Source organism: Streptomyces hilarionis, assembly GCF_024539675.1.
Lineage (GTDB): Bacteria > Actinomycetota > Actinomycetes > Streptomycetales > Streptomycetaceae > Streptomyces > Streptomyces hilarionis.
Window position 1 is genome coordinate 1 of the sequence record NZ_JAHHIT010000284.1, and the last position, 5,494, is coordinate 5,494.

At 72.5% G+C, this 5,494-nt stretch carries 5 protein-coding genes; 2 read left to right on the forward strand and 3 right to left on the reverse strand.

The features are described from left to right. Positions 1 to 34: 34 nt before the first annotated feature. The gene (locus KMS84_RS37680; protein WP_256921062.1) at positions 35 to 880 is read right to left on the reverse strand and encodes a 5'-methylthioadenosine/S-adenosylhomocysteine nucleosidase family protein; all 846 of its coding nucleotides are present in this window, start codon (positions 878 to 880) and stop codon (positions 35 to 37) included. Between the two features lie 45 nt (positions 881 to 925). Here KMS84_RS37680 and KMS84_RS37685 point away from each other — a divergent pair, with 45 nt between their 5' ends. Then, positions 926 to 1,507, forward strand: a complete 582-nt coding sequence (locus KMS84_RS37685) for a hypothetical protein (protein WP_256921063.1) — start codon at positions 926 to 928, stop codon at positions 1,505 to 1,507. 41 nt (positions 1,508 to 1,548) lie between these two features. Here KMS84_RS37685 and KMS84_RS37690 read toward each other — a convergent pair whose 3' ends face one another. Continuing rightward, on the reverse strand, positions 1,549 to 2,241 hold the full coding sequence (locus KMS84_RS37690; RefSeq protein WP_256921064.1) for a response regulator: 693 nt from the start codon (positions 2,239 to 2,241) through the stop codon (positions 1,549 to 1,551). Beyond that, on the reverse strand, positions 2,238 to 3,866 hold the full coding sequence (locus KMS84_RS37695) for an ATP-binding protein (protein ID WP_256921065.1): 1,629 nt from the start codon (positions 3,864 to 3,866) through the stop codon (positions 2,238 to 2,240). The genes KMS84_RS37690 and KMS84_RS37695 overlap by 4 nt, the downstream gene beginning before the upstream one ends. Before the next feature lie 123 nt (positions 3,867 to 3,989). Here KMS84_RS37695 and KMS84_RS37700 point away from each other — a divergent pair, with 123 nt between their 5' ends. Further along, entirely contained in the window at positions 3,990 to 5,435 is a 1,446-nt protein-coding gene (locus KMS84_RS37700; RefSeq protein ID WP_256921066.1) for a cation:dicarboxylate symporter family transporter, read from the forward strand. Positions 5,436 to 5,494 lie beyond the last annotated feature (59 nt).

Consider the following 5,494-nt stretch of genomic DNA (forward strand, 5'->3'; position numbering starts at 1 on the left):
GTGACGGCGGGGCCGGACGGGGACGGTGGGGCGATCAGTCCGGGCGTCCGGTGATCTTTCCGATGACGGGCCCGTAGTAGGTGCCGCCCTCGAAGCGGATCTGGTCGCCGCCGGGGCCGCCCCGGGGCCCCTCGCCGCCGTCGCGGACCTCCCGTGACCCGGGCTCGTGCCGGCGCAGGAGCGCCGCCGCGACCGCGGCCGCCCGCGCCGCCGCCAGCCGCTGCGAGCCCGCCGCGTCGGCCGCGGCCTTCCCCGCGTCGGCGAGGTCGCTCACGCCCCGGATGACCAGGGCGTCCAGCCGGCCGCACAGGTGCGCCGCGTGGGCCGCCCCCGAGCCCTCCGTCTCGATGGCGTACGCGTCCTCGTAGGTGCGCCGGATGTGCTCGCGCAACGCCGACCGCTCGTCCGCCACCACGACGTCGCCGCAGGCGATCGGCTTGCAGTGGGCGCGCACCCCGTCCAGGTCGCGCAGCGCCGACCGGGCCGCCTGGAGCAGCCGGTGCGAGCCGTGCCAGGCCTGCGGCCGGGCCAGGAACCCCTCGGGGGTCTGCTTGCCGCCGTGGACGGCGTACACCTTGGTGCCCACGACGACGTCGCCGAGCCCCAGGTCGTCCTTGAGTGCGCCCGCGACGCCCACGAACAGCAGGCACTGCGGCCGTAGTTCGGCGACGACACGGGTGGTCAGCGCGGCCGCGGTCAGCGCCCCCTCGCCGAGTTCGGCGATCGCCGCCGTCCAGCGCGTGCCGGGAAGCCGGCCCCGTTCCAGCCGGGTGCCGTCGGCGAGGACGATCTCGTCGGGACTCTCCAGCAGTTCGCGCATCGCGCCGTACTCGACGGCGAGCGCGGTGAGGACCACGACCGTGGGATTCGTCTCCGCCACCCCCTTAAGGTACTGCCTAGTCCATCGGGGGAGGGAGCGGTCGCCATGACCGAACGGGACGGGCAACAGGACGTGCGTCCGGGGCAGTTGCTGCTCGCGGAGTACCAGAGCGTCAAGGACGAGCAGAAGGCCCGGATCGGGTTCCGCGACAACCTGCTCTACGTGACCCTGACGGTGGTGGCGGCGGTCGTCGCCGCCGCGGCCCAGGCCGCGCAGACGGCGATGCTGCTCGCCCTGCCGCCGGTGTGCGTCGTGCTGGGGTGGACCTACCTGGTCAACGACGAGAAGATCTCGGCCGCCGGCCGCTACGTGCGCCAGGACCTGGGACCGCGGCTGGCCGAACTGGCCGGCGTCGACGTGGCGTTCGGGTGGGAGGCCTATCACCGTGGCGACGCCCGGCGGGTCTCGCGCAAGATCGTGCAGTGCGTGGTCGACCTGCTGGCCTTCTGCGTCGTCCCGCTGGCCGCGCTGGTCGTGTACTGGTGCGGCGGACAGGTGACGACGGGCCTGCTGGTGCTCTCCCTCGCCGAGGCGGCGGCCGTGGCCGGGCTGGGGGTGTTCGTCGTGCGCTACGCGGTGCCGTTCGCGGCGGGCGGCCCCGTCGGCGGTGCGGCCGCCGGTGAGTGAGGATCCCCTCGGGCCGCGCGCCGCCGCCGGGCGGCCCGGCGTCACTTGACGGGGCCCGGAACCCATCGGTAGACCAGCTCCGGCCTTCCCACCTGCCCGTACAGCGGCTTGCGTTCGGCCCGCCCGGCCTCGACGAGATGCTCCAGATACCGCCGGGCGGTGATCCGCGATATGCCCACCGCCTCGGCGACCCCGGCCGCCGTCAGCCCCTCCGCGGCCTGCCGGACCGCCTCCGTCACCCGCTCCAGTGTCGGTGCGCTCAGCCCCTTGGGCAGCGCGGCCGGGCCCGGCGCGCGCAGCGTCGCGAGCGCCCGGTCGACCTCGTCCTGGCCGCTCGCCTCGCCCGCCGCCCCCCGGAACTGCGCGTACCGCACCAGCCGGTCGCGCAGGGTCGCGAACGTGAAGGGCTTCAGCACGTACTGCACGACCCCCAGCGAGACGCCCTCACGCACCACCGTCAGGTCGCGCGCCGACGTCACCGCTATGACGTCGGCGTGGTACCCGGCCGCCCGCAGCGAGCGGGCCAGCTGCAGGCCGTGGCCGTCCGGCAGGTGCAGGTCCAGCAGCAGGAGGTCGACCGGCGTGCGGTCCAGCAGGCGGCGGGCCTCCGCGCCGGTGTGGGCCTTGCCCACGGCCACGAACCCCGGGACCCGTCCCACGTACATGACGTGGGCGTCGGCGGCGACCGGATCGTCCTCCACGACCAGCACCCTGATCGGCTCCGTGCCCGTCATCCTCTGCCTCCCGGCGTCGACGCGGCGGCCGTCCGCAGCGGCAGGCGCACCGTGAACTCGGCTCCGCCACCGTCGGCCCCGGTCACCGACAAGGACCCCTCGTGCCGCTGCACGGCCTGCCGGACCAGGGCCAGCCCGAGGCCCCGGCCGGCCGGCCCGGACGGCTTCGTCGAGAAGCCGCGCTCGAAGACCAGGGAGGCGTGCGCGGGGTCCACCCCCGCTCCCGTGTCCGCCACCCGCAGCAGGAGTTCGCCGTGTTGCGTGGACGCCGTCACCGTCACCCGGGCCCGCATGCTGCCCTGGGCCGCGTCCACCGCGTTGTCGATCAGGTTGCCCAGGATCGTCACCAGGTCGCGGGCCGGCAGGGACCGCGGCAGGACGCCGTCGTCCAGCGTGCTCTCCTCGGACACCACCAGCTCCACGCCCCGCTCGTTGGCCTGGGCCGTCTTGCCCAGCAGCAGCGCCGCCAGGACCGGCTCGCCGACCGCCGCGACGACCCGGTCGGTCAGCGCCTGGGCCAGCTCCAGTTCCGCCGTCGCGAAGTCGACGGCCTCCTCGGCCCGCCCCAGCTCGATCAGCGAGACGACCGTGTGCAGCCGGTTCGCCGCCTCGTGGGCCTGTGAGCGCAGCGCCTGCGTGAAACCGCGCTCGGAGTCCAACTCGCCCATCAGCGACTGAAGTTCGGTCACGTCGCGCAGGGTGACGACCGTGCCGCGGCGTTCGCCGCCCGACACCGGGGAGGTGTTCACGACGAGCACGCGGTCCGCCGCCAGGTGCACCTCGTCCACCCGCGGTTCCGAGGCCAGCAGCGCGCCCGTCAGCGGAGCGGGCAGACCGAGCTCCGCGACGGACCGCCCCACCACCTCCTCGGAGACCCCGAGCAACTCGCGCCCTCCGTCGTTGATCAGCGCCACCTTGTACTGTCCGTCCAGCATCAGCAGCCCCTCGCGCACCGCGTGCAACGCGGCCTGGTGATAGTCGTGCATGCGGCTCAGCTCGGTGGCGTTCATGCCGTGGGTGTGCCGGCGCAGCGACGCGTTGATGACGTACGTGCCGATCGCGCCGAGCGCGAGCGCCCCGCCGGCCACCGCGAACAGCGCCGTCACCTGGTCCTGGACCCGCTTGCTGATCGACTCGACCTTGATGCCGGCGCTGACCATGCCGATGATCGTGCGGTCGCCGTCCTCGATGGGGGTGACCGCGCGGACGGACGCGCCGAGGGTGCCGGTGTAGGTCTCGGTGAAGGTGTCCCCCCGCAGGGCCGGCTCGGTGTTCCCGCGGAAGCGCTGGCCGATCTGGGTGACGTCCGGGTGGGTCCAGCGGATGCCCCGCGGGTTCATGATCGTGACGAAGTCGACGTCGGTGTCCCGCATGATCCGCAGCGCGTACGGCTGGAGCTCGGCCGTCGGGTGGGCCGTGTGGATCGCCGCCCGCACCGAGGGGGAGTCGGCGACGGAACGGGCGACCGCGGTGGCCTGGCTGCGCGCCGCCTGCTCGGCCTGGTCGCGGTCGCTGACGTACGTGAACAGCGCGTATCCCGCCACGAGCACCGCGATCAGCACGGCCTGCATGGCGAACAGCTGGCCTGCGAGGCTGCGGGGTCGGGGCAGGTCGGGGATGCGCATGCCGTCAGTGTGCCCCCGCGGTCGAGCGTGAACTAAATGAACGGAAGGGTGACCGCCCTCACACGGCGCGAGAGAGTCACGGCATCCCCCACAACTTCCCGGACGTGAGCCGCACGCCGGTGAATGCCGACGAAGACGTCAAGGAGGGCAGCCGTGGCCGCCAGCAGCACCCCCGATACGGCACCTGCCGCACCCGTGGTCAAGCGGGACCGCACCCACTACCTGTACATCGCGGTGATCATCGCGGTGGCGCTCGGCATCACGGTGGGCCTCGTCGCCCCCGACTTCGCCGTCGAGCTGAAGCCCATCGGGACCGGCTTCGTCAACCTGATCAAGATGATGATCTCGCCGATCATCTTCTGCACGATCGTGCTGGGCATCGGGTCGGTCCGCAAGGCCGCCAAGGTCGGCAAGGTCGGCGGCATCGCGCTCGGCTACTTCGTGGTCATGTCGCTCGTCGCCCTCACCATCGGCCTCGTCGTCGGCAACATCCTGGAGCCGGGCAGCGGGCTGCACATCACCGACGCCGTGAAGGAGACCGGCCAGGCGCAGGTCTCGGCGGAGGCCAAGGACACCACCGAGTTCCTGCTCGGCATCATCCCCACCACCATCGTCTCCGCCTTCACCCAGCCGGACGTGCTCCAGACCCTGCTCATCGCGCTGCTGTGCGGTTTCGCCCTCCAGGGCATGGGCAAGGCCGGCCGCCCGATCCTGCGCGGCGTCGAGCACATCCAGCGGCTCGTCTTCCGCATCCTCGCGATGGTGATGTGGGCCGCCCCGATCGGCGCGTTCGGCGCGATGGCCGCGGTCGTCGGCTCGGCGGGCGTGGACGCGCTCAAGAGCCTCGCCGTGCTGATGCTCGGCTTCTACACCACGTGTTTCCTGTTCGTCTTCATCGTGCTCGGCGCGCTGCTGAAGATCTTCACGGGTCTCAACATCCTGACGTTCTTCAAGTACCTCGCCCGTGAGTTCCTGCTGATCCTGTCCACCTCCTCCTCCGAGTCCGCGCTGCCGCGGCTCATCGCGAAGATGGAGCACCTGGGCGTCAGCAAGCCCGTCGTCGGCATCACCGTCCCGACCGGCTACTCCTTCAACCTCGACGGCACCATGATCTACATGACCATGGCGTCCCTGTTCATCGCCGACGCGATGGGCACCCCGATGTCGATCGGCGAGCAGATCCCGCTGCTGCTGTTCCTGTTCGTCGCCTCCAAGGGCGCGGCCGGCGTCACCGGCGCGGGCATGGCGACCCTGGCCGGCGGTCTCCAGTCGCACAAGCCCGCCCTGGTGGACGGCATGGGCCTCATCGTCGGCATCGACCGCTTCATGAGCGAGGCCCGCGCCCTCACCAACTTCGCCGGCAACGCCGTCGCCACCGTCCTGGTCGGCACCTGGACCAAGGAGATCGACAAGGAGCGCGTGCGGCTGGTGCTCGCCGGCGGCCTGCCGTTCGACGAGAAGACCCTGCTCGACCACGACGACGACGTCGACACCGACGCCGACGGGACGGTCCCGGCGGAACTGCCCGAGCAGCGCGAAGAGGGCGAGAAGGAACTCGCCAAGGCCTGAGACCCCCGCCCAGGGCCCCCGACTCCGGGTGTCCGGCCCCGCCTGAACCGGGGCCGGAC

Bases quoted from the DNA above. Each gene is read 5' to 3' on its own strand.
- KMS84_RS37685 (WP_256921063.1), top strand. From the start codon at position 926: ATGACCGAACGGGACGGGCAACAGGACGTGCGTCCGGGGCAGTTGCTG.
- KMS84_RS37690 (WP_256921064.1), bottom strand. From the start codon at position 2,241: ATGACGGGCACGGAGCCGATCAGGGTGCTGGTCGTGGAGGACGATCCG.
- KMS84_RS37695 (WP_256921065.1), bottom strand. From the start codon at position 3,866: ATGCGCATCCCCGACCTGCCCCGACCCCGCAGCCTCGCAGGCCAGCTG.
- KMS84_RS37700 (WP_256921066.1), top strand. From the start codon at position 3,990: ATGCCGACGAAGACGTCAAGGAGGGCAGCCGTGGCCGCCAGCAGCACC.